Origin of the sequence: Hymenobacter sp. 5516J-16 (assembly GCF_022919335.1) — a bacterium.
Classification (GTDB): Bacteria; Bacteroidota; Bacteroidia; order Cytophagales; family Hymenobacteraceae; genus Hymenobacter; species Hymenobacter sublimis.
Genome location: NZ_CP095058.1, coordinates 3176323 through 3198482 on the forward strand (window position 1 = coordinate 3176323; position 22160 = coordinate 3198482).

Sequence of the window (22160 nt, forward strand, 5' to 3'; positions counted from 1 at the left end):
CATCGTGAACAAAAGGTTAAACCCAGCCAGCACACCGGGGCGGAAAAGCAAGCTGCTTTTCCGCCCCGGCTACTACTGTGGTAACGGCCCGCGCTAAGTCAGTGAATCCGCTATGTTCTCTTCTGAGGCCGTGGGTTCCGGCTCCTCCTCATCGGGAGGCAAGGGCGCGAAGCGGCTTTTAAAGCGCGCATACAGGGCATTCATACCCAGCAGTAGCACCCCCATCAGAATGAAAACAATGGCCCGGGTAATGGTGCCGTGCTGCTTTAAATCAACTAGCAGCAGGCGGCCGAAGCATAGCGCCGTGCCCGCCAGAGCCGCATAGCGCAAATCTTGGCGCCGTAGCAGCAGACTACTGATAAAGGCGGCCACTACTTCCAGCATCAGCAGCACGGTAAGCACCGACCGGTCGAAGGATTGTAGCAGCAGCAGGGTCAGCAGAGTAAAGGACGGGTACAGCAGCACAGGGATAAGTACTCGAGCCGGTAGGCGGCCCAGGGCGGCTAGTGGGGCCAGCAGGCGCGGCCAGGTAGCGGCTTGGTTGCTAGGGAAGTGCTGCAGGGCTACCGCTGAGTACGCAAAAAGCCCAATGGTTGTGGCCATTGTTGTGAGGCCTGCCAGCGTGAGCAGTTGTCCTTCCGCGAGGCGGGTGAGGGCCACGTAACTGCCTGCTACCACGGCCGCCCCGAAAAACAGCAGCCCGTACACCCGCAGCCGTCGTAGGCGCAACGGCAGTGTTCGGCCCGCCAGTGTGAGCGTGAAAGCCGCCGCAATCCAGAGCAGGGAGTGCCACTCCAGCTGCACCTCATCCCACACCGTGAAGCTGCCAAAAAGCAGGGTAACTTCCGGCAGCAGCGGGTGCAGGTAACGCCAAGAAGTGTACACGGGAGCCGTAGCGGGCGGGCGGAGTGCGGCCCAGCCAGCCAGCACTAGCAGCAGCGCCCCCGCCGTGAACCAGCGCGCCGGGATGCCCACCAGCAGATTAACGGAATCAGTCGCCAATAGCGTGAAGTGCCCCAGTAAAGCCGGGGAAAGCAACCCGTAGGTCAGGTGAAGCAGGAATCGGTCGGGCGAGCCGGCCCGGATGAGGGCTTCGGCGCTGGCAAAACGACCTCGCACTACCTGCGCCGCCCAGGCTAGCCCGGCGGCTAGCAGTGTCCAGGCCAGCATGGGGAGGGCTTCGGAGCGCGGGCCCAGTGCTGCCCAAGCGGCTACCAGCAACTGGGCGCCGCCTAAATACAGCCACGGCCAGCGCACGTGTTGCTGCCGCCCTTCCCACCAGGAGCAGAACAGGCCCATTATGGGCAACGCCAACAAGGGTAGCAAGTATACAAGCACCGAGCCTGGCCGGAACGCATTGCCCGCTGGTAGCACCTGGCTCCACTGCAACCCCTGATACCCCACGGCGGCCACTACCACTCCTAACCACAGGCCCGGAACTTTCAGCGTCCGCCGCGCCAGCAGCAGGGCCCCGCCTAAGCCGGCCGCCAGCCACCCAGCCCAGGTATGCTCATACACCAGCCCACCCGCGGCCAGCATCTGCACGCCTACCAGCAAACTCAGCAAGCGCACCCGGTAAATGGCAACGTAGGAAAGGGGAAGAACATCGTGGGCCGGAGCCTGGCGCCAGCTCAGGAGCAGTTGAGTTCCAAGGGAGGCTAGTGCGGCTCCTACGAGCAGCGCTGCCCGCCACGAATCTGGCAGGTAGCCAGTCTGGTACACAACTGCCGGCAAGGCGGCCCCCAACGCCAGGGCGAAGTACACCAGCCCCCGGTACAGCCCCGATTCGGACTGCCACGCCAGCCACAAGGCAAATGCCAGCACTTCCGCGTATAGTAGCGTGCTAACTGCGGGCCATGATACGCCCGCTTCGTGCAGCCCGAGTATGGCGACCAGCAGCAGCAGTTGGCTCAGTAGAAGATGAGCCACCCTAAACCAGCCGGCCCTACCCAGCAGCCCCGTTGCTAGGCTACCCAGTGCGGCTGCCGTTCCCACAGCGCCAGCAAGTAAGAGGCCCACCGGCGGCTGCGCCAGCCCAAACAAAGCCTGAGCGAGCAGCCCGGTCCCGGTCAGGTATACCAGCACCGTGAACAGCTGCAAAGCGGTGTGCAAACCCCGCTGGGAAGTTGTAGCCAGCAGCGCAGTGAAGCGGGCCAGTCGCGCCGGTAGGCTCAGCAGGCCGCTACTACTTACACCCAGCACTACCAGTAGCAGTAGCCGCCCGTGTAGCTCCGGCGCCAGCAGTAGGCGAAACGCGTGGGTAGTGACGAGCAGAAACCAGCCTCCTCCCACCAGAGAAACGCTGACCAGCACCCGGTAAAGCAGTAGCTCGCCAAGCCAGCCCAGCGCCCCGGCCAGCAGCAGGGTTTCTAGGTACAGCAGGGCCGTGGTAGCGGGCCAGCCCAAACCGGCCTTATGTAACCCTACGATGGTAACTATGAGCAGCGCTTGCCCGCTAAGAAAGTGCAGACTGCGAAACCAGCCCGGAGAGCGGCGCAGCCACCAGGCTACCCCGAACAAGGCGCCCGACGCCGCCAGCGTGCCACTTAGCAGCGCCGCTACCGGCGGATTCAGAACTCCAAATAAGGCCCGCAACAGCAGCAGCGCCGCCCCAGCATACAGGCCCCCCACCATGCCGCCAAAGCCCTGGTGCAACTCTCGGCCAGCGAAGCTACCCTCCTCATCGGGGCGAAGCTGCTGCCCCACCAGGTAGAAATAGCCCGCGCCCAGCAAACCGGAAAGCAGCAGCAGAAAGGCGTTACGGTGCAGCTCAGCGGGTGAATATACCGTGATTTGACCGATATTGAGGGCTAACAGGCACCCCGCCGCCACTAGCGCCCCAACCATTGCCACCTGCGACACAATTTTTTCCTGCTCCCGCGTCATGATAAAGGCCACGAGTAGGGTTTCCAGTAGCATAAAGAGCAGAATCAGGCTGCCCGAGGCGTGCCAGCCTTGCAAGGAGAAGGTTGCAAACAGCGCCAGAGCCAGGGAAATGATACTATCGGTGCGGAAGAGCCACGGAATACCAAGCTGCCGGGCCCGGCGGGCCACCCCGAACGTTAGTAGGGCTCCTAGCCCCAGCGGTACAGTTTTCCAGGGCGAGCCAGTACTGTACTGGTAGAGGTTGATGCCCAGGCAGGTCCAGTTCAACACGTGCGCCGAGAACAGTAGCCCATCAAAACGAGTAGTGGCGTACACCTTGCGGTACTGCACCACGGCGGCGGCTACTCCTGTCAGCAATACCAGGGCCATAGCGCTCAGCCGCAGACTGTTGCCGAGCGGGCTTGTAGCTGCCAGGGAGTAATGCCAGTACTGGTGAAAAACGAAAAAGCTGAGAATGCTCAGCAGCAATTGATACTTCCAGCGCTGCCGGTAGGTAATACCGATGCTGAACGCAGTTACGCCCGCCGCCGCTGCCAGGGGGAGTAGGGTAGGCGGCAGTACCGCCAGGGCTACCAAGCTCAGCACCCCGTGCAAGGTCGCCACCGATTCGCGGCTGGCGTCCCAGGCCAGCCACAGGTTGGCCGCCACGCCGGCCAGCAACAGCAGGTAGCTGAGCGGCGCTTCGGCCCACTGCAGGCCCGGCACGCTCACGGAGCCCACGCAAGCAAACAGAAAAACCGCCGCCGCGCTGCTTTGCAGCCACACGTGCAACCGGGCCGCAAAAGGCTTAGGCCGCAGGTAATAATGCAGCCCCAGCAACAGCCCCGCAAAGGACGTTATCATGCCGAAGCGAAGCGGCGCGCTTACCCGCAAAGCGGCATAAACGCCCAGAAAACCAATACCCGTTACGAGCACCACGGCCCCTAGAATACCGGTCCAGTTATCCAGAATCACTTGTTCGGCCCGGTCCCACCAGGTAGGGCCGCTGGGCTCCGTCTCATGGGGCAACGGCGGCCGCCGCGGTGGCACGGGCGGGTTAACTGGCCCTACCTTCGGTTCAGCAGGCGTAGTGAAAGTGGCTACCGGTGAGGAACCTACCGGTGCAGACTCCGCCGGCACCGAAGTGGCCCGGACCGGAGCTTGGCTTGCAGGCTGAGAATGGGTAGTTGAAGCAGCTGAGGTTGTGGGCGGTGCAACTAGCCTTGGCTCTGGCGCTATCGGGGCTTGGACTGGCTGCGGGACTGGCGCTGTTTCCGGCGTTGTTGGGGTTGCCTCCGGGGTAGCAGCGGGAGCGGCCACGGGCGGTAGGGGTGACGCCGGTGTAGGTAAAGCAGCTTCGGTCTGGGCTGGAGAAGCGGCCGGCGCTGGAGCCGGTAGAATTACCGCCGGCGAAGCACTAGCTGGGGCTAGTGGCGGTACGGCCGCCGCCGGGGAACAGCCGGGGCCGATGCTCGGTACCACTCTCGTGGCGTAGGTGGTGCTGCTGGTACCGGCGCGGCTACCGGAGGTGGGGCAGGAGCAGCGGCTGCAGGCGGTGAGTCAGGATGTGGTAGCTGCAGTTCCTGCCGCAGGCGTTCCACGGTAGCCTGAAGCGCTTGGTGCTCGTCCTCGCGCTGCTGCAGGCGCTGGCTAAGCTCCCGCACGCGCTTGGTAAGGTCCTGGTACAGCATGGCCACCACAACGACGACCAGCACCAACAGGGAAGTACCCATAGAGATGATTGATTAAGTGATAAAACACAACCGGCCGCCGGCAAGCGACCCATAATGGCGTGGGCGGGGCGCGGCGGATAACCCACAGGCCGCTGCCCCTAGCCCACAGTAGCATAGGGACCGAAACATACAGATTGCTCGGCGGATAACTACCAAATGAATGACAAAATTTTACACATATTTTTATTATTGGCGTTTTTCAGGCCCTACAAGCTGTTTTGCCTGCTTGCCCTAACCGCCTACCTCGTTACCTTGTCGGCATGCTTTCCCACCCGCACGAAGTATTTCTGGAAGTTGCCCGGCAGCTTAGCTTCACCAAGGCTGCCCACACGTTGTTTCTGAGCCAATCGGCGGTGAGCAAGCAGGTAAAGGCCTTAGAGGAGCACTACAAAACGGGCTTGTTTGAGCGCCTGGGCAACAGCATTCAGCTCACGCCGGCCGGGGAACTGCTCTATCAGAAGCTGCTCGTGGCCCGCCAGCTCCAGCACGAGCTGCACCAGGAATTCACGGCCCTCAGCCCCGATTTTTCGCCCCAGGTGCGCATGGTCATCGGGGCCAGCACTACCATTTCGCTCTATGTTATTCCGCCGGTGCTTTCCGCCTACCTCGGCCAGTACCCGCATACCCAACTGACGCTCAAAAACCGCAACAGTGAGAACATCCTCAAAGCTTTGCTGGAGCACGAAATTGATTTGGGCATCATTGAGGGAATTCACAAAGTCAGCAACGTTACCTACACGCCCCTCCTAACCGACGAGGTAGTGGCCGTCTGCTCCGGGCGCAACCCCCTGCACCGGCAGGAGCTAGCAGCCCAGGACCTGCGCCGGATTCCAGTGGCTTTGCGCGAAGCTGGCTCCGGCACGCTGGCCGTGCTGGAAGAAGCCCTGGCTGCGAAAGGAATTCGCCTCGCTGACCTGCCCGTAAAAGTGCGACTGGGCGGCACCGAAGCCCTCAAAAACTTTGTGCGAGTAGATACCTGCCTGGCCTTCCTACCCCGACAGTCCGTAATGAAAGAGCTGGCGGCTGGCGAGCTGGTAGAAGTGCCCGTACACGGCCTAAACCTGGTCCGCCACTTCGATTTCGTGCAGCGCAAAGGCACCGAAAACAACATGCCTTATAAGAGTTTTGTGCAGTTTGCCCGGCGCCATTATTCCAAAACGGAATAGCCTATTCCAAATGGCCGTTTGGGTTTGGAATAGCTGACGGGGAGTTTTGCGTTGAACTCCGCACTATGTCAACCCTCCTCGCTACCGCCTCCTGTCTTCAGCAGCTGCATTGTGCCGCTTGCCACGCCCCGTACTCGGCCTTCTCGCTGCAGCGAGTTTCTAGCTGCTGCGCCCAGCCCCTCGTAGCCGACTACGACCTACGCGAGCCGCTCACCCGTGCCGCCGGCATTCAAACCACGGAAAACTCCATGTGGCGCTACGCCTCCTTGCTACCCCTGCTCGACGAGGCTAACCGCGTCAGTCTGGGCGAGGGCTGGACCCCGATGCTGGCTCTGCCCCGGCTGGCGGCCCATTACGGTTTCCAGGACCTGCGGCTCAAGGATGAAGGTCAGAACCCAACTGGCTCGTTTAAGGCCCGTGGGCTGAGCATGGCCATTTCTAAGGCCAAGGAGCTGGGCGTTACAGGCTGCATTATTCCCACCGCCGGCAATGCTGGGGTAGCTATGGCTGCCTACTGCGCGCGGGCCGGGTTGCGGGCAGTAGTGGTTATGCCGCGCCACACGCCCCAGGCCTTTCGGGAGGAGTGCTACTGGTACGGGGCCGAGGTGCACCTCGTGGATGGCCTTATCAACGACTGCGCCGCTCGGGTGCGGGAGCTGAATGCGGCCGGAGAGCTGCTCGATGTTTCTACCCTAAAGGAGCCCTACCGTCTCGAAGGCAAGAAAACCATGGGCTACGAACTGGCCGAACAGCTCAACTGGCGCCTGCCCGACGTGCTGCTGTACCCCGCTGGCGGCGGCACCGGCCTCATCGGCATCTGGAAAGCCCTGCGCGAAATGCAGGCCTTGGGGTGGCTGCCTGCTACGGCCCAGCTTCCACGCATGGTGGCTGTGCAAGCTGCCAACTGCTGCCCCTTGGTTGAAACGCGGGAAGGCCGCCAGCTTAACTGCCAGGCCTACCTAGGCAAGCCCACCATTGCCAACGGCTTGGCTGTACCCCGCCCCCTCGGCGAGCCATTAATGCTGGACGTGCTGGATGAATCGGAAGGGTTAGCCCTGGCAATTACCGATGAGCAGATGCTGGAAGGGCTCCGGGAGCTGGGCAAGGAAGAAGGGCTGTTTGTGGCCCGGAAGGTGCCGCCGTTTGGATGGCCGCCCGCCAGCTGCTACGCACCGGCTGGATTCGCCCGGAGGAGCAGGTGCTCCTGCTGAATACCGGCTCCGCCCAGAAGTACCTCGAAAACATCGTTGGCCTAGCCTAAACAGCAAGGCGCTTGCGCCTGCTACGCATGCCAGCGCAGCTAACCGGCTAAGCTGCCTCAGAAAAACAATTAAGAAACAGCTGTCATTCCGAGCGAAGCGAGGAATCTGGGCCACTCACGAGAGGCTAACCCAGATTCCTCGCTTCGCTCGGAATGACGGCTTAATAGTCACTGCCCCGCAGTTGCCCAACGTCGATTCGCATTGGTGCTTGTCTTATGCTCTTCGATTTCTCCCACCGATAGTGAAGGAAATCGAAGGGTTTATTATGCAGTAAACTGATGTTATGCTAGACTGTAGCTTTGGATGTCATTTTATGATAAAACATGTTTGTAAATTGAAAAAGACTATCCGTGTAGAGGTATGATTTGAAAATAAGTACATGTTTTCAGTATATTGACCCTAGAAATAACAGCGGTATACTGAAAAAGACAATATGACTTCTAAAGTAGCTCCCTTTCATCCTGGTTTCAGCCTGTTCACGCTAGGTGTACTGCTGGTGCTGGCCCTTGTTGCCGCTTTTGTGGACGTGCCACACCCCGCCGCCACTCCTGGCTCGCTCAACGGCGCCGATGTAGCTTGGATGCTCACGGCCACGGCCTTCGTGCTGATTATGACCCGGGCCTGTCGTTTTTTTACGGGGGTATGGTGCGGCCCAAAAACGTTATCAGTACCATGCTGCAAAGCTTTGTGGCCCTGGGCGTTATTTCTGTACTGTTCTATTTCGTAGGTTTCTCGCTCTGCTACGGCGACTCCTGGCACGGACTAATTGGTAACCCGTTCACGTTTGCCCTTCTGCGCAACGTAGGCACGGCGCCCAACCCAGCTTTTGCTGCCACCATTCCTTTCATCCTCTACTTCGCCTTTCAGCTTAAGTTTGCCATTATCACCCCGGCCCTAATTACCGGCTCCTTCGCCGAGCGGGTCCGCTTTAAGGGGTATCTGGCGTTCATGGTGCTGTTTAGCCTGTTTATCTACTGCCCCCTGGCCCACTGGACCTGGCACCCCGAAGGTTTCCTGCGCAAATGGGGCGTGCTTGATTTTGCGGGCGGTACCGTGGTCCATATTTCGGCGGGCGTGGCCGCCCTGGCCGGGGCCATGGTGCTGGGGCGCCGCTCGGCCAATCTGCGTACCTCCTCCTTTTCAACCCCGAACGTGCCTTACGTACTACTCGGCACGGGCTTGCTGTGGTTTGGATGGTTTGGCTTCAACGCGGGTTCGGCCCTGGGAGCTAACGAGCTGGCAGCCTTGTCCTTCGTGAACACCAACCTGGCCTCGGCAGCGGCTCTTATTGCCTGGGTCCTCATTGAGGTAGCCCGGGGCGGCAAGCCCACTGCCGTGGGTGCCTGCACCGGTGCTGTGGTGGGCCTGGTGGCCATTACCCCGGCCGCCGGCTACATCGGGTACGGGCAAAGCATCCTGTTCGGGGTGCTGGCCGCCCTGATCAGCCACGCCGCCGTGCACTGGCAAAACTCCCGCACCACCATCGACGATACCCTGGATGTATTTCCCTGCCACGGCCTGGGCGGCATTGTGGGCATGCTCCTGACGGGCGTGTTTGCTGATAAGGTTGGGCTAATCCACGGCACTTTCACCACCTTCGGCTACCACCTGCTGGGCCTGCTGATTGTTATTACCTATTCTTTCGTGGGCGCCTGGATTCTGCTGAAAATTACCGACCGCATCTTCGGCTTGCGCGTAAAAATTCAAGAAGAAGAATTGGGGCTCGATTTAAGCCAGCACGAGGAATCAACCTACCACATCGACGAGGAATTTGAACGCACGTACCGGCGGGAGTTTGCCCCGGAAAATGCGTAGAGCAACACCTGCTATTCGTGCTTCGGGCCTGAAAACCCCGGGGTGCCTCTCAAGTAGCAGGTGAGTTTAGAAGGAATGAGAGGCAACTACGTGAAGGCCACCGGCGGGGAATCCGGTGGCCTTTTTGCTTTTCGGCGGCAAGGTTTACAGCAGGGCTGTAGACCAGAGGTAGGCTAGCCAGGCAATGAACAGCGCCCCCACAATTCCCTTTTGCAGGTTTTCTACCGGAAGAAACAACCCCGCCACCAATCCGGCCAGCCCTAGCCCTACTAGCACCACGGTGGCTGCCACGGCCCACCCACGGGCTTTGCGGGTGCTGTAGGGCCGAAGGGCTACCGTAACCGGAAATAAGGCCGCCAGCAAGCTGCCGCCTAACACGCCTACCCCCGCCAGGTGGGCGAAAGTTGCCGCAGTCAGCAGGAGGGTAGCGGCTAGCAGAACGCCGGCAAAAACCAGGGCCTGCCGCCGCTGGGCTGCTGAAAGAGCATGCCGACCGTAGGGGTTCAGCAGCAGCAAGCCGTTGAACATGGGGTCAGAAAACCAGCTCATAAACACCAGAGGCAGGTAAATGGGTAATAGCACGGGTACGAACCGCACCAGCACGTACAGCCCAATGAAGAGCAGGCGCCGGGTGGCCCCGCCCAGCTTTTCCGTCCAGACGGTAAAGCGCAGAAAGGCGCGGTACAGCCAGTACTGAGCCTTCAATGATTCTACCAGTCCTTCGCGGGCGTAGTTGGAGGTAGGCTGTCGGCGCAGGGCGTCGCGGAAGTGGTGGAGGGCTTGTTGGTGCCGGCCGGCTTCCAGGGCCACCCAGCCGGCGTCGGCGTGGGTGCCGGCATCGTCGGGGTCGTGGCGCAGGGCGGTTTCCAGCGAATCGGCCGCATCCTGAGCGCGCCCGAGGCGAGCCAGGCAACGGCCCCGCAGCCCCAGGCAATCAACATGCTCGGGGTCGTAGGCCAGGCCTAGCTCGGCGGAGCGCAGGGCACCTTCCCACTGGCCGCGCTGAAACCGGATCAGGCCCAGGGTGTGGTGGTAATTTGGGTCGGTTGGGTCGAGGGCCAGGGCTTGCTCAATGGCCGTCAGCGCTTCCGGTAGGCGCTGCTGGCGCTGGTGAGCCAAACTCAGCAGGTAGTAGGCAAAGTCGAACTCGGGAGCCAGGCCAATGGCTGTTTCAATGTGTTCTTGCCCCTCCGGCAGTCGTCCCAAATCTAGCAAGGCCATGCCGAGCCAAGCGTGGGCCAGGGCATCATTGGGCTCCTGGTGCAGAATGCGGCGCAGCTCCTGCTCAGCCTGGGCCGCCCGGCCCTGGCGCAGTAGCAGTAAAATCCGGTCGGGCCAGTTGGCTTGTTCCATGGGAAGAGTAGGGAGCGTCGGGAGTAATAAAAATGAGAAACGTTATTTGGGCAGAGAGGAAGAAGCTTTTCTCCGCTGGCGGAACACGTTGACGCCTACGCTAACGGCCAGCAGTCCCAGCAGAACCAGGATAACCTCATCCGATACGGTATTAAGCCACAGCCGTAATGCCACAATCAGCCCTAGCCCAAGTAGTCCTACTCCCACCTCCACAGCCACCCGGCCAATAGTTGCCTGGCGCGAGTGCTGCCGCAGCCGCTGTACGTCAGGATGCAGACGCCACTGCAGGGTGGCATAAAGCATAACCAGGAGCAAGGGTAGGCAAAACAGGGCCATCAGCGGTACCATGACCAGATACAGCTGCAGAAACGCGCGCAGCTGGCCCTTTTTCAGGTCTTGCTGCACCGCTTCCGACCACGCATCAAGGCGCAGCAGCTGCCGTTTCAGCCAAAAGCTTTCCTTCGCCAGTTGCTCCAAGCCGTGGTGGGCAGCTGGCTCATGGGGCGCAAGCTGCCATAACTCCAGAAAATACCGGCGCGCTTCATCTGGCTTCCGCTGCCGCTGAGCTTCCTGGCCTAGTTGTGCTAGTAGCGGCAGTAGCTTCCGCTGAGTGCGTTCATTGGTAGGATTCAAGCGAATGGCTTCGCGAAAATGGCCCTCTGCTACCTTTAATTGGTGGGTCCGAAGCGCCTCCTCGCCGAGCTGTGCGTGAGCTACTGCTAGGTTAGGATGCCAGCGCACTAGTTGCTGTAACGTAACAACGGCTAATTCATAACGACCCAGGTCTTTGAGCGCCCGGATGCGTTGGTAGAGGCATTCAACGTGGCCCGGATCTAGGAATAAGCCTTGGGCAGTTGTTTCAAGCGCCGCTTCTGGGTGCTGCCTTGCATTCAGAATAACTGCCTTGTACCCTAAATAGGTGGCATTGCGGGCATTAAGCCGCAGTGCTTCCTCAATAGCCCGCAAGGCTTCGAATGGTTGCTCGTTACGCAGCAACCAGACGCTGTGGAAGTAATGCGCGTCGGGTTGTTGCGGGTCAAGCGCAATAGCCTCCCGAATAGCGGCCAGGGCCTCCACGTTGCGGTTACGCTGGTTGAGTAGCACTAGGCCCAACAACTCATGCGCGGCAGCTTCCTGGGGGTTGATAGCCAGCCGGTGCCGCAAGAGTTGCTCCGCTTGCTCCGGCCGGCGCACGGCTAGTAGGTGCTGTACGGTTTCCTGCCACCGGGTTTGCTCGGCGTGCTTCATGGCTTTCTGGTCCTGCAGCTATGCCGAGGGCTTTTTGATGCCCAAATACACCAGAATGTCGTCATAAATGCCACCTTCGTTGGAGTACAGCGCGTAGTTTTTGGCCGTGGCAAACCACTCGCGGGTGCTGGGCTTCACTTTGCCGGCTGCCTCAGCTAAGGTTGCGTGCTCCAGGGGTAGGGGCTTGCCGGCCTTCATCGATTCGCGCAGGCGGGTTTCAATGGCTACGTCTACTACGGCCTGCAAGTCGGCGCCGGAAAAGCCAGCGGTTTGGCCCGCCAGCTTGCGCAGGTTTATGGATGGCGCTACCGGCTTACCCTGCAACAATACGCCCAGCACAGCCTCGCGGGCCGCCTCATCGGGGGCGTAACCAGCAGAATCCGGTCGAAGCGGCCGGGGCGGCGGAAGGCAGAATCGAGGTGCCAGGGGGCGTTAGTAGCGGCCAGAATCAGGACGCCCTCATTGGAGCGGGTAGCCCCGTCCAGCTCCGAAAGAAACTGGTTGATGACGGTGCGGCCCGCACTCTGGCGCAAATCGTGGCGGTTGGCGGCTAGGGCGTCCACTTCGTCGAAAAACAGCACGCACGGCGCTTGCAAGCGAGCCTGCTCAAATAGTTGGTGCAGGTTTCGCTCACTATTGCCCAGCCACATATCCAGAATGTCGTTGATACCGACGTGGATAAAGCTGGCCTGCACCTCGCCGGCCGTGGCCCGGGCCAGGTAGGTTTTGCCGCAGCCGGGCGGGCCGTACAGGAGCATACCGCCGCCGGCCGCCTTGCCGTAGGCTTTGTACAGTTCGGGAAACTGCAGCGGATGAATGATTTTCAGCCGGATTTCCTCCTTGATGCTTTCCATGCCGCCCACGTCGGCAAACGTAATTTTGGGCCGCTCCAGTCCGCTGAACAGGGTGTGCTCAATGGCACTGAAGTCGTCGTCTTCAGAGGTAGTACTGCCCAGGCCGCCCGGAAAAGTAGCGGGTGCACCGCCGTGGGCCGGCTGGGCCGTTTGGCCCCCCGCAAGCGGCTGGCTAGCTCGGCGTCTTCCAGGGTGGGGTTGTAGGTAAGGGCGGTAGCGTAGGCCTCGCGGGCTGCCGGCAGCTGGTCGGCGGCTAGTAGCAGGCGGGCGTGGAGTAGGTGGGCTCGGGCGTGCTCCGGGTGGGTGCCCAACAGCTCCTCTACTACCACAAAGGCGGCCGAGGATTTGCCTAGCTCGGCGTATGCTTCGGCCAGACCCAACTGCAACTCGGCGTCGTTGGGGCTTGGCGCAGGCCGGTGCGGTATAGTTCTTCGGCCTCGGCAAAGCGCCCGGCCTGGGTGAGCAGGCTGGCCACGTGCTTGCGCAAGGGGAGGTTATCGGGCGAGAAGGATAGGGCTTCCAGTAGCGGTTGAATAGCGGACGAGTTGGGGGTAGCGGACATAAGCAAGCGAAGTAGACGGTAGCTGCAAGCTACGCAGATTTACCGCGCGTAGCAGACGTATAGGCCTTGATTCTTGCCGAAAATCCACAGTGTTACCCACCCATTTTGCTCAGTACAAACGATACCAAAAAGCCGAGTACGGTAATAAGGCCCGTGAAATTGTGGGCTACCTCAAACGCTTCCGGAATCATGGTGTCGGCAATCATGGCCAGTACTGCCCCCGCCGACACGGCCGTGGTAGCGGCCACTACCTCCGCCGAAAAGCCGCTGAACAGGGAGTAGCCCGCCAGGGAAGCCAGGCCCGAAATAAGGGCAATGCCGGCCCAAAGGCCCAGCACGTAGGTGGGCGTGCGGCCGGCCTTACGCATGCCGGCGGCGCTGCTCAGGCCCTCAGGTAAGTTGCTCATAAAAATGGCTACCACCGCCGCCACGCTTACGCCGCCCCCGGCCAGCATGCTCAGACCAATGACGATACTTTCCGGTATGCCATCGAGCAGGGCCCCGATGGCTAGGGCCATGCCGTTATCGTCGCCGGCGCTGCTGGCTTCCTTCTGGCCCTGTTGCACGGCGGCCCGCTCCTGGCTCTGGTGCTCACCGGAGCGCTTGCGGTGTTTGGCTCCGTGGCGGGCCAGCAGCCAATTGGCCAGCGTGTATACCGCTGCGCCGCCCACAAAGCCGATGGCCGTGGAGTCGAAGCCGCCTTTTTCGTACGCCTCCGCCATCAACTCGAAGGAGAGCGTAGAAATCAGGACGCCGCTGCCAAAGGCCATAACGGCGGCAATCAGGCGTTGCGGAACGTGGGCAAAGTAGCCTACGGCGGCACCCAGCAGCAGGGCGGAGCCCGATACCAGCCCCCAAAAGCCAGCTACGGCCCAGGTAGGAAAATGCATCATATAGAGGTAAAGAAAAGAGCTGAAGCAGTCGGCGCTAATGCAACGCTAGGGCTAAACTGCCCAACGCAACCTCCCTGTTGAAGGATGTGCTTGCTACCTCTCCGGGCTACTCCTTCGTAACCCGAAACCGCTCCAGTACCATGTGGAATGCTTGCGGCGAAAGGCCACCTACGTCTACTTTTTTGAAAGGCGTCGCGTGCCCACTCAGCAGCGTTAGGCTGGATTTTGCTACCCCAAACACCTCGGCCAAGTAGCTGAGCAGGCAAGCATTGGCCTTGCCATCTTGGGCGGGCGCGTTCAGCCGGACGGTCACGCTGCTGTCGGGGGCTAGTTCCAGCTGATTGCGTCGGCCACTGGGCTTGGCTTTCAGGTGAAGAACGGGCACGGCTTAGGCGGGGTCGTTGTAGGCATCGTACACATTCTAAGCCCAGAGGGCTACGGGCACAATAATCGTCCAGCCTAGTAAAAAGCCAATGGCTCCGCCCACAATCCAAATCACAATGGCTTTCAGAATTTGGCCTTTCACTAATTGGCCCAGGCCGGGAAAGAAGGCGGAAAGCAAAGCGGGCAAACCGTACGTCATTTTCATAGCAAAGCAATAAGGGTAGGCCGGTAAGATGGCAAAAAAGCAGCTAGCAGAGCGGCTACCTTCAGCCCTGCCAAAACGGTTATTCAGCCCCTGTGTTACTCCGCTACTTTTCCCACGCGGGCTTGCCCGAAGGGGCACCGCGCCAGTACCACGCACCGCCCGCAGGCTGGGGTGTGAAAGTAGCAGCACTTCTGCCCGTGAAACATCAGGGCCTCGTGGTGGTCGTATACCTGCTGGGCATCCCAGCCAAGCGGCAATAAATCCTCCAGCAAAGCATGGGCGGCAGCCTCGCCTACCTTTGGGCCAATCAATCCCAGACGCTGGGCTACCCGGTGGTGGTGGCTGTCGACGGGCATGGCGGGGCGGCGTAGGGTGCTGAACAGCAGCACGGCGGCGCTGGTTTTGCGGCCTACCCCCGGCAACTGCTCCAGCCAGGCCCGGGCTTCCGGAATTGGCATTTCAGCCAGGAACTGCAGGTCGCAGGGGCCACCGCAGCGCTGGCTTACCTCCTGCAACACTTGTTGCAGGCGCGGGGCCTTCTGCTCGGGCCAGGTACACGGGCTGATGGCAGCTTCCACCTCGGCGGTAGGGGCCTCGCGCACTTGGTCCACGTCGGGAAGCGGGCCCGCAGCTGCTGGTAGGCGCGGTGCGAGTCTTGGTTACGGGTGCGGTGGGAAAGCATGGAGCTAATAAGCTCACTGAGCGGATCTTTGGAACTGAAGAACGGGAAAGGAGCCCCGTATTCAGCGCAGAGGCGTTCGTGCGCCCACAACGCCAGCTCCCGGCGGGCAGCCAGGCTAGGGTCGGGAGCGGGAGGTAGGAGGGAAGCAGTCACGCTTACGCCTACGCAACTTGCCGCTGCCGAGGTTGAGTTGGCCCACGAAAAAGCCCCGACCAGACCGGTCAGGGCTTTGTATGAGAGCAGCCAAGCAAAAGGCTATTGCCCGCGGTTGTAGAGTAGAATGGCCTGCTTGATGTTGTTCTGCTGCTTACCGCCAATAACCAGCGGCACAATGGCCAGGGGAATAGCGGCGTACATCAGGGGCGAGACGGAAAAGCTATTGTTACCACTGAAGCTGGACAGCACCCCGGCCAGCAGCAGGCCCCCGGCACCCACGTAGCTCAGGGTAGTAAAGGTTTGGTAGCGGCGGGCGTTAGCCAGGAGCTGTTGGGCCCCGGGGCTGTCCGTGGTGGCCAGTTGCAAGTTGCGGATGCTCAGGTCCTCGATGGGGCCATTGTCCTTGCTGAAATACTCCTGGCGCACCGTGCGGTAGCCGCCATACCCCCCGTAGCCCCGTAAGGGTTGCCGTACCCGTACCGGCCGTAACCGAAGGGGCTGTAGCCGTAGGGGTTGTTCACGTACTGCTGATTGGTGATGGAGTACAGGCTGATGCGGCCTACCCGGTCGCGGCGCAGGGTACTTTCGCGCTTGGAGCGGCCCGGCAGGGTAGTGCGCACATAAAAGCCGGTTTCGTCCTCGTAGTACCGCACGTCGTTTAGCTCGAAGCGCTGCTGCCCATCTACCAGCACAAAGGTGCGCCCCAGCAGGGGCTGCTTCAGCTCCACATCGTAGCCGCGCACTACCTGGCCGCTTTTCAGGCCCACGGCATAGCGGGTGGTGTTGGCGGGTGGCAGCTGGGCTTGCGCCGGCCGCCGTCGGGCTGAGTCAGGGACGGTAGGCGGGGCGGCCAGGGCCCGGGGCGCGCGCCGGGTAGTATCGGCAGGGCTGGCAGGTACTACCGCGGCCGGGGCGGGGGGGTAGCAGGAGCGGGCGCCGGTGTGGGAGCAGGTGCGCCGGGCAGGGTGTTTAGCTCCCGCGGCGTTTGTTGGGCCAGACTGGGAGCGGCTACCGCGCAAAGTAGAAAAAGGGAGAGAGAACGAATCAGCATATAGGCTAGTAAAGCAGAGTGGTCGGGAAGAGCAGTTTCTGGGCGTGAGCAGGCCGTGAAAGGTCCGTCTCGCGCCGGGTAGTGCCCGGATTTGCCAACAGGGGAAACCCCCTGAAGGTGCCCGGCCTGCTAAGCAAACGAAATAATCCGTTTCGCCCGTATAGATCGGCTCTGGGCTGCCACGGGAAGGGAAAAGTCTTGCGCTACTACTGTTGATTCCGCCCGCTTATTTTTGGTTGCACGCCCCCAAGCAACCACTACGCTACCGCGCCTTAAGCAACCAGGCGCGGGCCGTTTCCAGGTTGCCGAAATATTCCACTGTTAGGGTGTTTTCCTCGGCCAGCGGGGCCAGGATGTTCTGCACAGAAATCTGGTTAAACATGTCCGCGGAAAGTACTACGGCCACCAGCCGATACCCCAGCGCCCGGGCCCGTGGCAGAAAGCTGTCGGCAATCCAGCGCTGGTCGGCGGGCGGAATGACGCGCATGAGCCGGGTATCGGCCAGCACCTTCCCGACCCCGTGCTGCTGGAGTAGCCGGAGCGTGGCCTCGTGCGCTTCCCGCAGGGGCTCCCCCGCCACAAAGCCCTTCCAGGTCTGGACCAGCATGGGACCGGCCGGATCAAAATAGATGTGGCAGTAAGGATTCTCAAAAGCCAGTTCCATGCGCAAGCTCAAGGGGTAGTAAAAGAAAGCTAACGCAAAAGCTTCTCCAGCAGATTCATGCTGTCTACCATATCCGGGCTGGTTTCAAAGTCCAGGGGCTTGAGAATGTAGCCGCGCACGCCCAAATGCTGGACATTCAGCCGGTCGACGTCCATGCCCGAGGTGGTTGTGACGAACACGGGAATTGCGCGTAGCTCGGGGAAATTCTGGATTTCGGCCAGAAACTCGTGGCCGTTCATCTTGGGCATGTTCAAATCCAGCAGAATCACTTCGGGCAGCGGCCGAATGGGCTCCACACCATTCGTGCCCAGCAGCAAATCCAGCGCCTCTAGCCCATTAAAGGCCGTGTAGAGCTTGTGTGGCACACTGAATTTCTCGAAAGCCTTCTGGGCCGTCATGGTATCAAAAAAGTCGTCTTCAACGAGCAGTACAGAACGCATAAGGAAGGTAATGGTAAGACGGTGAACTAGTGAGTTGGTGGATGACGGATTGAGTGAACTGTCATAGTGAGGAGGCACGCCGCCATCCTTCCTGACCAACGTGCTACCCTCTGGCATGTGACACGCCTTTACCGTCCGTGCTGGCGTAAGGGCGTGTTGGGTTAGTGAGCGTTGAGGCAAAAGAAAAGAAGCATGGCCTACACTTCACCTCGCTATAACCCCTCGCTCATTCACTCAATTACTCATTCACTTACTTGGGCCAGGTGAAGATGAAGGCGGCTCCTTTGCCTTCCTCAGACTCGATGTGAATGGTGCCTTTCTTTTCTTCGACGATTCGCTTTACGATGCTGAGCCCAATACCGGTGCTCTCGGCCGAGTTTCGGTCGCGCAAGGTCTGGAACATCAGAAACACCTTTTGGTGAAACTGGGGCGCAATGCCCGGGCCATCGTCCTGCACCCGAAACTCGTAGCACTCACCCAAGTCGCGGCAGCTGATGCGCAGCAGGCCGTCGGGGCGGTGGTGGTACTTGGCGGCATTGCCCATCAGGTTCGTGAATACCTGCTGCAGGCTCAGGCGGTCGGTAACAAAGGTGGGCAGTGGAGTAGGCGTTTCTACCCGGAAGGTAGGCGGCACAACCAGCTCCGTGATGTCCTGCACCAGCTGACCGACGGACACTTCTTCCAGCTTTTGCTCTGTGCGACCGGCGCGGGCGTAGGCCAGCAGGCCATTAATCAGGTCCTCGAGTCGGTTCAGCCGGCCCTTAATCATTTCCAAGTACTGGCGCATCTGGGGGCTGAGCTCCTGGCTGAGCTCGTCCTCAATCCATTTAACCACCGTAACAACCCCGCGCAGGGGCGCTTTCAAATCGTGGGAAGCCACGTAAGCGAACTGGTCAAGCTCCCGGTTGCGGTTTTCCAGGGCCGTGAAGCTGGTGTCTAGGGTTTGGGTCATGTGGTTGAGCGCCGTAGCCAGGTTGCCCAGGCTGTCCTGCTCCTGGTCAGATATTTTCACCGTGTAGTCGCCCTGCACTACCTTATTAGCCAACGACTCAATGATGCGGATGCGGTGCGCGACCTGCTCGTTGTTGTAGGCCAGCTCGCGCTGCAACTCCTCGTTGGCCCGCACTTCCCGCGTGATTTTGGTGAACAGCCACAGCACAATAATAGCCGCTAGCACCGCCGATACCACTATGGCGGCCGGGGTAGTGGTTTCAAAGAAATCCTGGCGGCGGCGCCGTTCCAGCAGCAGCGTTTCTTCCTCCTGGCGCACCCGCTCTAGCAGGGCCCGTACTTGCAACTGCCGGTCCCGGTCGCCGAGAATCAACTCCCGCACCGCCGCCGTGCCGGGCAGGCGCTTCGTCCAGGTAGTGAGGTAGGCAATTTCGTTTTCCGTGGCCAGCTCCAGCGTATCGAGGCGACTTTGCTGGTTGAGGTTGTCGAGGGTAAGCTGCCGCAGCAACTCGAAGTTGGTATGAATTTCGGGCAACGTCCTGCGGAAGCTGGTTAGGGCGGCCGTATCGTTAAGCAGCAGGTAGCTGCGGATGTGGCTCTGCGCGTCGCGGATGTTGGAGCGCATGTTGGCCGTGCCCTGCAGCACCTGGTAGGTATGCTCTACGCGCTGGGTGTAGTAAGCCAGCTGCTGGATACAGTACCAGGAGGCAGCGGAGGTGAGCAGCAGCACGCCCACGGCAATGATAAAGCCCAGAACAATTTTGGTATTTAGCTTAAGCCTCATAAAGACTGATTCGGCGGGGAAGGGTAGGGGCTTGCAAGGTACGGGCTCTGCCGGTACGCAGCCCGCGGTGGGTTCGGTGCGTATCTTCGCGGCGAAAGACCGGTTCCCCGGTGGGCCCAGCTTTCCGCTCGTCCTTACCCTGCACTCATGCCCGACCTGATAACCAGCCCCCAGAATCCGCGCATCAAAAACCTGCTTAAGCTCCAGCAAAAATCCTCGGAGCGGCGCGCGCAGGGGCTGACCATTATTGAAGGCCTGCGGGAGCTGACCATTGCCCACGGTGCGGGGGTAGCCGTGCCGGCGCTGTTTGTGTGCCCCGAGCTAGCCGGCGCCGGGCGGCAGCAGGAGCTGCGCACCTTGTTTGGGGCGGGGCTACGGAGTGGTTTGAGGTATCGAAGGCCGTGTTCGAGAAGGTAGCTTACCGCGAAGGTTCCGACGGAGTATTGGCCTTGGCCGTGCCCCCGCGCCTGACCCTGGAAGAGCTACCCCTGCCCGCCGCTCCCCTTTTGCTGGTGCTGGAGGCCGTGGAGAAACCTGGCAACCTGGGCGCCATTCTACGCACTGCCGACGCGGCCCAGGCTACGGCCGTTATCGTCTGCGACCCGCGTACGGACCTGTTCAACCCCAATGCCATTCGCAGCAGTATTGGCTGCTCGTTTACGGTGCCTACCATTGCCACCACCCGCGACGAGCTATTGGGCTGGTGCCGCCGCCACGGTATCCGGACCTACGCTGCGGCTCTGACTGAGCGGGCCGTGGCCTACACCACCTGCGACTTCCGGGGGCCTACCGCGCTGGTAATGGGCACCGAGGCCGATGGGCTGACTCCCGCCCTGCTGCAGGCCTGCGACCAAACCATCATTATTCCCATGCGCGGGGCCATTGACTCACTGAACGTAAGCACGGCCACAGCCATTCTTACTTTTGAGGCGGTACGGCAACGGGAGGCGTAAGGCGGCGGTTATCTTCCTCAGCTACGGCCCGTAGGTAGGGCGCGAGCAAAGCGGGCGTCACCTGCGAGGGTAGCTGCCGGCTGGCCCGGTACTGGCGAATGGTGTGGTAGAGTTGCTTGCGGTTCCAGACGGTAGCCTTCACCAGCCCAAAAGCCGATACGCCCAACAGGCTGTACGCTACCGGCGCTACCCAGGGGTCGTAGTAGTAGGAGCTGTAGTTGGGGGCCACGCCGCCCGTGCGCGGATCGGGGTTGTAGTGCTTGCCCAGCACGCTTACAATGGGTATCGGCGCGCCAGCAAACTGCATAATCTGGCGGCCGGTTTTCCACTTGGCGTAGTAGAGTCGAATAACCGCCCGGGCCGTATCGTTGAAGCCAAAGGTTTCCTCGAAACCCAGCTCCGAAAGCCGATATTCGTACTGTCCAGGTTTGTCCGTCATGGCCGCGGCCGTAGCAGCGGCATCTTGGGCCTGAGCGGCCGTCAGGCTGATTAGAAAGCTAAGGGTAGCACTAGCGAGTACACGTTGTAGCACCGGCAATTCAGTAGTAGGTATAAAAAAGTGAGTTCAGCCAGCTTCCTCGTGGACTGCTGAACCGAACTCTTCCTTCAAAAGTACCAGACTGCTTGCTGTTGTACAATATGCTCGTCAACTCAGCATGTCACCAACTGGCCAAGAAGCTGAAGTTGGGGTAGGGCCACTCTGCAAACCGTAAAAATTGGGTAGTAGGTAAGAGTAGGAAGCATGTGGATGCTGGGCTGAACCTGAGGAGGCTGCCAATAATTATTGGCCTTCCAGGTGCCAAACTAGTTCCCCGGCCCGAGCCGTAGCCATTGGGGTTAGGTGGTCATCAAACAGCCAGAAATCAGCCGTGTAGCCGGCTTCCAAGTACCCCAGTTGGTCGTCAAGGCCTAGCACGCGGGCGGGGTAGAGGGAGGCCATGCGTAGGGCCTCGGCTAAAGGAATTCCCACCTGCTCCACGCAGTTACGCACAGCCAGGGGTAGGGTAAGAGCCGAGCCCGCCAACGTGCCCTGCTCGTCCACGAAATGGTTGTCTTGCCGTCGGAACTGGTAGGCGCCCTGCTGGCTTTCCGTTACGGCATCCGTAATCAGAAACAGCCGTTCCGCCAGCAGCTTTTTGCTGATGCGCACGGCGGCAAAACTGCAGTGCACGCCATCGGCAATAATGCTGGCCTGGGCCGCTGAATCGTCGTAAATGGCGCCTACTAGGCCCGGCTCGCGCCCCTGCAGCGCCGACATAGCGTTAAACAAATGGGTTGCCGCCGCGAAGCCCCCGCGGAAACCTTCGGCTGCCTGCGAGTAGGTAGCGTTGGAGTGCCCCGCCGACAGCACCACGCCCGCCTCGCGCAGCCGCGCTACCACAGCGGGCGTGGCTACCTCGGGAGCCAGCGTCATCATTTTCAACACCCCATCGGCCACCTTAAGCAGTGTGTCAATCTCCGCTACCGAGGGCGCGTGAATAAACTCCTGCTGGTGCGCCCCTTTCTTGGCGGGGTTGATGTAGGGGCCTTCCAGGTGAATGCCCAGCAGGCCCGGCCGCTGCCGCTGAAACTCCCGGCCCGCCTCCAAAGCGGCCCGCATCATGCCGAGGGAGTTAGTTGGCATGGTGGCCAGTATGCCCGTGGTACCTTGCCGAAACGCGTGGTCCGTCAGGGCGTGCAGGGCTTCCAGACTGGGCTCTACCGAAAAAAGCTTACCGGCGGTCCCATACACCTGCAGATCCAGCAGCCCCGGCGCCACGTTCAGTCCCTTTCCATCTACAACGGGCACATCGTCGGGAGCAACTACTTCAGGGACAACGGCTTCAATACGGCCATCGGCCACGAGTAGTGCATGATGACGCAACAAGGTAAGACCGGTGTGGATAATGCAATTGCGGAGCAGATAACGCACGAAGCAGGGGAGTAATGAGGCGTGAAAGGACGCTAAGGTACGGCAGCTGGCCCGCTCAGGGTACGCACACCGACTTCTGTTGTCGTAAGCACCTGCAGAAGCGGCTTAGACCCTGCCTGCTGGTACAAGTTGCCCCGGCGGCCACCTGCGAGGCAGTTTTGTTTGTAGTGCTACCCCATTTTGCTACCCTGACCTGGGCAATGATGAGTAGGGCAGAGTGCCGCCGT

Annotated in this window: 26 protein-coding genes; 7 read left to right on the top strand and 19 right to left on the bottom strand. The window is 60.7% G+C overall.

Annotated features, from left to right (window positions below; translation table 11 throughout):
* Positions 1-93: 93 nt before the first annotated feature.
* Positions 94-3915, bottom strand: coding sequence for a DUF2339 domain-containing protein (locus MUN84_RS15805; RefSeq protein WP_244699110.1), 3822 nt, complete (start codon positions 3913-3915; stop codon positions 94-96).
* Positions 3916-3971: 56 nt separating this feature from the next.
* Here MUN84_RS15805 and MUN84_RS24660 point away from each other — a divergent pair, with 56 nt between their 5' ends.
* A complete protein-coding gene (locus tag MUN84_RS24660; RefSeq protein WP_410780106.1) occupies positions 3972-4052 on the top strand; it encodes a hypothetical protein in 81 nt (26 codons plus the stop codon).
* A gap of 240 nt (positions 4053-4292) precedes the next feature.
* Here MUN84_RS24660 and MUN84_RS15810 read toward each other — a convergent pair whose 3' ends face one another.
* Positions 4293-4598 carry a hypothetical protein gene (locus tag MUN84_RS15810; RefSeq protein ID WP_244694990.1) on the bottom strand — a complete coding sequence of 102 codons (306 nt, stop codon included), beginning with the start codon at positions 4596-4598 and terminating at the stop codon, positions 4293-4295.
* 260 nt (positions 4599-4858) lie between these two features.
* Here MUN84_RS15810 and MUN84_RS15815 point away from each other — a divergent pair, with 260 nt between their 5' ends.
* From MUN84_RS15815 to MUN84_RS15825, 4 genes are all read left to right on the top strand, one after another.
* Entirely contained in the window at positions 4859-5764 is a 906-nt protein-coding gene (locus MUN84_RS15815; protein ID WP_244694992.1) for a LysR family transcriptional regulator, read from the top strand.
* A 65-nt stretch (positions 5765-5829) separates the two neighbouring features.
* Positions 5830-6975 carry a threonine synthase gene (locus tag MUN84_RS15820; RefSeq protein ID WP_244694994.1) on the top strand — a complete coding sequence of 382 codons (1146 nt, stop codon included), beginning with the start codon at positions 5830-5832 and terminating at the stop codon, positions 6973-6975.
* 484 nt (positions 6976-7459) lie between these two features.
* Positions 7460-7753 (top strand): hypothetical protein, encoded by a 294-nt coding sequence (locus MUN84_RS24015; RefSeq protein WP_317238970.1) that lies wholly within the window; start codon positions 7460-7462, stop codon positions 7751-7753.
* A complete protein-coding gene (locus MUN84_RS15825) occupies positions 7669-8841 on the top strand; it encodes an ammonium transporter (RefSeq protein ID WP_317238971.1) in 1173 nt (390 codons plus the stop codon). The genes MUN84_RS24015 and MUN84_RS15825 overlap by 85 nt, the downstream gene beginning before the upstream one ends.
* Before the next feature lie 144 nt (positions 8842-8985).
* Here the strand turns inward: MUN84_RS15825 and MUN84_RS15830 are convergent, their stop codons facing one another.
* The 15 genes from MUN84_RS15830 to MUN84_RS15900 form a co-directional block, all read right to left on the bottom strand.
* The gene (locus MUN84_RS15830; RefSeq protein ID WP_244694996.1) at positions 8986-10194 is read right to left on the bottom strand and encodes a tetratricopeptide repeat protein; all 1209 of its coding nucleotides are present in this window, start codon (positions 10192-10194) and stop codon (positions 8986-8988) included.
* A 42-nt stretch (positions 10195-10236) separates the two neighbouring features.
* Positions 10237-11442, bottom strand: coding sequence for a tetratricopeptide repeat protein (locus MUN84_RS15835; protein ID WP_244694997.1), 1206 nt, complete (start codon positions 11440-11442; stop codon positions 10237-10239).
* A gap of 18 nt (positions 11443-11460) precedes the next feature.
* Positions 11461-11781 (bottom strand): hypothetical protein, encoded by a 321-nt coding sequence (locus MUN84_RS15840; protein ID WP_244694998.1) that lies wholly within the window; start codon positions 11779-11781, stop codon positions 11461-11463.
* Positions 11748-12296, bottom strand: a complete 549-nt coding sequence (locus MUN84_RS15845) for an ATP-binding protein (RefSeq protein WP_244698957.1) — start codon at positions 12294-12296, stop codon at positions 11748-11750. Before MUN84_RS15845 ends, MUN84_RS15840 begins: the two co-directional genes overlap by 34 nt.
* A complete protein-coding gene (locus MUN84_RS15850; RefSeq protein WP_244694999.1) occupies positions 12266-12682 on the bottom strand; it encodes a tetratricopeptide repeat protein in 417 nt (138 codons plus the stop codon). The genes MUN84_RS15845 and MUN84_RS15850 overlap by 31 nt, the downstream gene beginning before the upstream one ends.
* Positions 12646-12858, bottom strand: a complete 213-nt coding sequence (locus tag MUN84_RS15855) for a tetratricopeptide repeat protein (RefSeq protein WP_244695000.1) — start codon at positions 12856-12858, stop codon at positions 12646-12648. Before MUN84_RS15855 ends, MUN84_RS15850 begins: the two co-directional genes overlap by 37 nt.
* A 92-nt stretch (positions 12859-12950) precedes the next feature.
* Positions 12951-13751: a ZIP family metal transporter gene (locus MUN84_RS15860; protein WP_244695001.1), complete on the bottom strand. Its 801-nt coding sequence runs from the start codon at positions 13749-13751 to the stop codon at positions 12951-12953.
* Positions 13752-13857: 106 nt separating this feature from the next.
* The gene (locus tag MUN84_RS15865) at positions 13858-14136 is read right to left on the bottom strand and encodes a DUF167 domain-containing protein (RefSeq protein ID WP_244695002.1); all 279 of its coding nucleotides are present in this window, start codon (positions 14134-14136) and stop codon (positions 13858-13860) included.
* Positions 14137-14172: 36 nt separating this feature from the next.
* A complete protein-coding gene (locus tag MUN84_RS15870; RefSeq protein WP_244695003.1) occupies positions 14173-14340 on the bottom strand; it encodes a hypothetical protein in 168 nt (55 codons plus the stop codon).
* A gap of 95 nt (positions 14341-14435) precedes the next feature.
* Positions 14436-14951 (bottom strand): endonuclease III domain-containing protein, encoded by a 516-nt coding sequence (locus tag MUN84_RS15875; RefSeq protein ID WP_244695004.1) that lies wholly within the window; start codon positions 14949-14951, stop codon positions 14436-14438.
* A gap of 326 nt (positions 14952-15277) precedes the next feature.
* Entirely contained in the window at positions 15278-15604 is a 327-nt protein-coding gene (locus MUN84_RS15880) for a hypothetical protein (protein ID WP_244695005.1), read from the bottom strand.
* Positions 15556-16197 carry a hypothetical protein gene (locus tag MUN84_RS15885; protein ID WP_244699113.1) on the bottom strand — a complete coding sequence of 214 codons (642 nt, stop codon included), beginning with the start codon at positions 16195-16197 and terminating at the stop codon, positions 15556-15558. Before MUN84_RS15885 ends, MUN84_RS15880 begins: the two co-directional genes overlap by 49 nt.
* Before the next feature lie 294 nt (positions 16198-16491).
* Complete coding sequence (locus MUN84_RS15890; RefSeq protein ID WP_244695007.1) at positions 16492-16893, bottom strand: hypothetical protein; 402 nt, start codon at positions 16891-16893, stop codon at positions 16492-16494.
* A gap of 29 nt (positions 16894-16922) precedes the next feature.
* The gene (locus tag MUN84_RS15895; protein WP_244695009.1) at positions 16923-17333 is read right to left on the bottom strand and encodes a response regulator; all 411 of its coding nucleotides are present in this window, start codon (positions 17331-17333) and stop codon (positions 16923-16925) included.
* Between the two features lie 250 nt (positions 17334-17583).
* On the bottom strand, positions 17584-19068 hold the full coding sequence (locus tag MUN84_RS15900) for a sensor histidine kinase (protein ID WP_244695010.1): 1485 nt from the start codon (positions 19066-19068) through the stop codon (positions 17584-17586).
* 147 nt (positions 19069-19215) lie between these two features.
* Here MUN84_RS15900 and MUN84_RS15905 point away from each other — a divergent pair, with 147 nt between their 5' ends.
* Positions 19216-19485 (top strand): hypothetical protein, encoded by a 270-nt coding sequence (locus MUN84_RS15905; protein ID WP_244695012.1) that lies wholly within the window; start codon positions 19216-19218, stop codon positions 19483-19485.
* Positions 19470-20021, top strand: a complete 552-nt coding sequence (locus tag MUN84_RS15910; RefSeq protein WP_244695013.1) for an RNA methyltransferase — start codon at positions 19470-19472, stop codon at positions 20019-20021. Before MUN84_RS15905 ends, MUN84_RS15910 begins: the two co-directional genes overlap by 16 nt.
* Here the strand turns inward: MUN84_RS15910 and MUN84_RS15915 are convergent.
* Both MUN84_RS15915 and nagA read right to left on the bottom strand, forming a co-directional pair.
* Positions 19987-20553, bottom strand: a complete 567-nt coding sequence (locus MUN84_RS15915; protein WP_244695014.1) for a hypothetical protein — start codon at positions 20551-20553, stop codon at positions 19987-19989. The two genes, MUN84_RS15910 and MUN84_RS15915, sit on opposite strands and share 35 nt — an antisense overlap.
* 249 nt (positions 20554-20802) lie before the next feature.
* Complete coding sequence (gene nagA / locus MUN84_RS15920) at positions 20803-21933, bottom strand: N-acetylglucosamine-6-phosphate deacetylase (protein ID WP_244695015.1); 1131 nt, start codon at positions 21931-21933, stop codon at positions 20803-20805.
* Between the last annotated feature and the right edge of the window lie 227 nt (positions 21934-22160).